This is a genomic window from Mesorhizobium sp. M1E.F.Ca.ET.041.01.1.1 (genome assembly GCF_003997355.1).
Classification (GTDB): domain Bacteria; phylum Pseudomonadota; class Alphaproteobacteria; order Rhizobiales; family Rhizobiaceae; genus Mesorhizobium.
This window is the reverse complement of record NZ_RZSL01000605.1, coordinates 1-3,493: the sequence shown is the minus strand read 5'-3', so window position 1 is coordinate 3,493 and position 3,493 is coordinate 1. Positions and strand designations below refer to the sequence as shown.

Genomic DNA, 3,493 nt, shown 5'->3' with positions numbered 1-3,493 from the left:
CAGTAAGAAGGGCCGGCGCGGGAGCTGCTGATCTCCCTCCTTGCGGGGGAGATGGCCGGTCCACCCTCCGCAGCTGCTGCGGAGGACGGGCAGGCCAGAGGGGGGTACTGTCCCGCCAGCGCTCCAGGAATTTTGTGTGCGCTTGCAAAACAAGACCCGCCGGGCGGCGGGTCGTTGGCGCAAATCAGCACCATGGATAAAATCATAGCATTGCTGCCCTCACCGGGCAACGGCTTTTAGGTAAATATTCCTATTTTCTTTGAGAGCCTCTCCATGGCGCCGCACCACCGCAAACGCCCGGCCGTCGAAAAACGGCCTGACCGGGACAGGTCGCCGCAGGCGGGCATTTTTGTTTGGAACCATGGGCGGTCCGAATGGTTGCGCCCCTAGTCGCGACGCGACGACCTTCGCCAAGAAAGGAGAAATCATGTTTAGAACCATCCTTGCGGCCTCGGCGCTCACGATCGGTCTTGCCACGGCGGCGATGGCGCAGAGTGCCGGCCATATGGGCTCGGGCAACGCAAACGATACGACCGGCATCGGCAGCGGCCAGACGGTTATTCCCAATCCCGACAACAACATCGACACGGGCACGACCGGCAGCATTTATGGCGGCCCGGCCTATGACGACGGCATGAATTCGAACGCCGACCGCAACTGCGCGCCTGGTCCGCAGGGCGCTCAGCCGGATGCCAGCAACCTGTCGTCCGGAACCACCGCGCCCACCGTCAACGACAACCACTGCGGCAAGTAGCCTTTGAATTTCGTTGCACTGAGGGCCGTGGAGTTCGCTCCGCGGCCCTTGCCTTTGGCGGTCGCGGTCAGCTCGCTGGGAACCAGGAGACGCCCCGGCCGTTGGATGAAAAAAGGGAGAAAACAATGGCGGACAACGACACAAGCACTCAGACAAGCGGCAACGGCAAGGGCACGGTGAGCACCCCGCGCAACAGAGGCGCGTCGCGCAGCGCGCGGTCCTCGGGTGCTTCCGAGGCGGCGATGAAGAAGCAGATCGCGGAGCTGAAGCGCGAGGTGAGCCGGCTCAACCGGATGCTCTCCGACCAGGCCGAGGAGACGGCTCACGGGTGGTATCAAAGCGCAGCCGACCGCGCCTCGAACCTCTACAGCAGCGCCACCGGCCGCGCCTCGCGCACGGCCAGGCAATTGCGCAGCCAGGCGCATAGCGTTTCCGAAACGGTGCAGCAGAATCCCGGCACGATTTCCACCGCGGTCGCGATCGGCGGACTGTTCGGCGTGCTGATCGGGCTCGCCATCGCCAGAAATTCGCAGCCGGAGCCCGACTGGTTCCACCGCTGGCATCGCTAAAGCGCGAGGCGGCCTTGCCGCCTCGTCGCTGCCTCATCAACCTTGGCAGGAAAGGCCAAGCGCGAAACGGTCTTGCCGTCTCGTCGCTGCTCGTAGACAGGAAGGCAGCGCCGCGAGCCCGGGCTTACTTCCTCGGGCAGTCCTGCCCCGTCTGGCTTGTAATGACTGGTCATCAGCCGGACCTTATGGAATCATCCCGCATTGGAATCGCGGAGAGCGGGCATGGACAAACCTGCCATGGCATCCGTCTTTCGGATGCGGCATGTGCCAGCAAGCATTTCGGGCGTTCGCAGCCTGGGCCGGGGCCAGGCCGATCCGATCTTCCACTCGAGGCCGCTCGGCGAAGCCATCCGCTTCATCGCCGAGGCCGACGGCCAGTATGATCTGAGCGCCGTCGCCATCTCCTACGGCGACCGCTCGACGCCGCCGCTTGGCAGCCGTGAGGCCAAGCAGCTCTGGACCGAATATGGCGAACGCCTGATGGAGGCTTAGACCTCGCCGGCGGCCGGCCCGCGGCTGCTTTCAATGAGAAATCGTCGCAGTGGACCAGGTTATTTACTTGGAACTCATCTGAACCGCCTTGTTCGCGTCATGGAATTTTGCTCGGTTCGGGCGCGATTTGATTTCAGGAGGACAGATGCGTTTCGAAATGCGTTTTGGAGCGGTGCTTATCGGCGCCTCACTTCTGGCCGGCTGCACCAGCGCCAAAGAAGGCCAATGGAACAGCGCGCAAGCGGCGATGCAGGGCAGCCCTGCGTTCAAGCGAGGAATCATCGCCGACTGCACCAAGCAAATCGGATCGCGCCGTTTGGAGGACAGGCAGACCGTGGCGAAGCTGATGAAGGTCGGTATCGCCCGTGTTCCGGACGCCTTCTGCAATCGGTTCTTCAATGCGTGGGCGAGCGGCCGGCTTAGCTATCGCGACATTCAGGGCATCCATTCCCAGACGGCCGACAACAGCCGCTTCGTGCGCATCCTGCAAGGCAGGGAATAGCGGGACCGCCCGGTCCTCGCTGTCATGCCGAAACGGCCCGCCTAGCTAATCGGGACCGAACACGCAGCGGCACCAAGCATCGCGCCGGATCGGAAACGCCGCTCGCGCGTTTTTGAGGCGAGGTCAATGGGAGGAAGCGCCATGAACGTCGCCAATCTGCAACTCGAGGGCCTGCTGATGGCCGTCGCCGCAATCAACCATACTCTCGTGCGCAAGGGGGTGCTGACGGTCGAGGAGATCGACATCGCGCTGCGCAAGGCCGAGGCGGTGGAGACCGGGGAAGACCGGTCCGAAGGCATGTCGGCGTCGAGCCGCGACGCCGTCAACTTCCCGATCCGGCTGCTCGAACTCGCCAACCAGTGCCAGCCCGAGGCGGACATGCCGTCCTTCTCGAAGCTGGCGCGCATGGTCGGCCAGATGAAGGAGCCGTACAACGACCAGATGTGAGGTCAAGGGAAGCGGTTTCGAGGCAAGTCGGCGCTGCCCCTCATCCGCCTTCGGCACCTTCTCCCCGTAAACGGGGAGAAGGGAAGTTCACGCCCTGCTCGGCCAGCCCTGGCGCACCGCGAGCACGCTGCCCGCGCCGTGCGCTGCGGCGAAGAGCAGGCCGGCGGCGAACGGGAAATGCGACATGAAGGCGCCGAACTCGGCCTGGTTACCGGCCCAGTGCGACGGGCCGTGGAAGGCAAAGCCGAGGAAGACGACATAGACCGCGCCGATCAGCGCCAGCGGCGTCATGAAGGCGCCGGTGAGAAAAGCGATCACCAGCAGCGTTTCGAGGATCGCGGCGCACCAGGCCAGAAACAGCGGGAACGGGAAGCCGGCCGCGGCGATATAGCCGGCGGTCGCCCCCATATCCATGAATTTGAAGGCCACCCCCATCGCGAACATGGCGGCGAAGATCAGGCGGGCGATGAGAATGGCGGCGGTCTGCCAGGTCGATTGCGTTTCCACGTTTGTCCTCCGGTTGGAGCGGTCGATATGCTCCAAGGACGAACGAAGGGCGATGGTTCCGACAAGGGGTGGAAATTTTTCTCCTTCTCCCCTTGTGGGAGAAGGTGGATCGGCGCGAGCGCCGAGACGGATGAGGGGTGCCGGAAGAAGGCGACCTAAAAAGGCCTAGCAATTTTAAGCGCTTAGGTCTTCAAAGCCACACTCCGTCCAACACCCCTCATC

General features: G+C 63.5%; 6 protein-coding genes. 5 read left to right on the top strand and 1 reads right to left on the bottom strand.

What is annotated here, in order from left to right; genetic code table 11:
* Positions 1-427 precede the first annotated feature (427 nt).
* The 5 genes from EOA38_RS31095 (at position 428) to EOA38_RS31075 (ending at position 2,764) form a co-directional block, all read left to right on the top strand.
* A complete protein-coding gene (locus tag EOA38_RS31095; RefSeq protein WP_126094509.1) occupies positions 428-754 on the top strand; it encodes a hypothetical protein in 327 nt (108 codons plus the stop codon).
* 125 nt (positions 755-879) lie between these two features.
* The gene (locus tag EOA38_RS31090; RefSeq protein ID WP_126094510.1) at positions 880-1,323 is read left to right on the top strand and encodes a hypothetical protein; all 444 of its coding nucleotides are present in this window, start codon (positions 880-882) and stop codon (positions 1,321-1,323) included.
* 222 nt (positions 1,324-1,545) lie between these two features.
* Positions 1,546-1,815, top strand: coding sequence for a hypothetical protein (locus tag EOA38_RS31085; RefSeq protein ID WP_126094511.1), 270 nt, complete (start codon positions 1,546-1,548; stop codon positions 1,813-1,815).
* Positions 1,816-1,903: 88 nt separating this feature from the next.
* Positions 1,904-2,317 carry a hypothetical protein gene (locus tag EOA38_RS31080; RefSeq protein WP_126094512.1) on the top strand — a complete coding sequence of 138 codons (414 nt, stop codon included), beginning with the start codon at positions 1,904-1,906 and terminating at the stop codon, positions 2,315-2,317.
* A gap of 141 nt (positions 2,318-2,458) precedes the next feature.
* Positions 2,459-2,764, top strand: a complete 306-nt coding sequence (locus EOA38_RS31075; RefSeq protein ID WP_126084587.1) for a hypothetical protein — start codon at positions 2,459-2,461, stop codon at positions 2,762-2,764.
* An 87-nt stretch (positions 2,765-2,851) separates the two neighbouring features.
* On the opposite strand, the gene EOA38_RS31070 is transcribed toward EOA38_RS31075, so the two are convergent.
* Positions 2,852-3,271 (bottom strand): DoxX family protein, encoded by a 420-nt coding sequence (locus tag EOA38_RS31070; protein WP_126094513.1) that lies wholly within the window; start codon positions 3,269-3,271, stop codon positions 2,852-2,854.
* Positions 3,272-3,493: the final 222 nt, after the last annotated feature.

Coding starts and splice junctions, on each gene's coding strand:
- EOA38_RS31075 (WP_126084587.1), top strand. CDS start 2,459: ATGAACGTCGCCAATCTGCAACTCGAGGGCCTGCTGATGGCCGTCGCC.
- EOA38_RS31095 (WP_126094509.1), top strand. CDS start 428: ATGTTTAGAACCATCCTTGCGGCCTCGGCGCTCACGATCGGTCTTGCC.
- EOA38_RS31090 (WP_126094510.1), top strand. CDS start 880: ATGGCGGACAACGACACAAGCACTCAGACAAGCGGCAACGGCAAGGGC.
- EOA38_RS31085 (WP_126094511.1), top strand. CDS start 1,546: ATGGACAAACCTGCCATGGCATCCGTCTTTCGGATGCGGCATGTGCCA.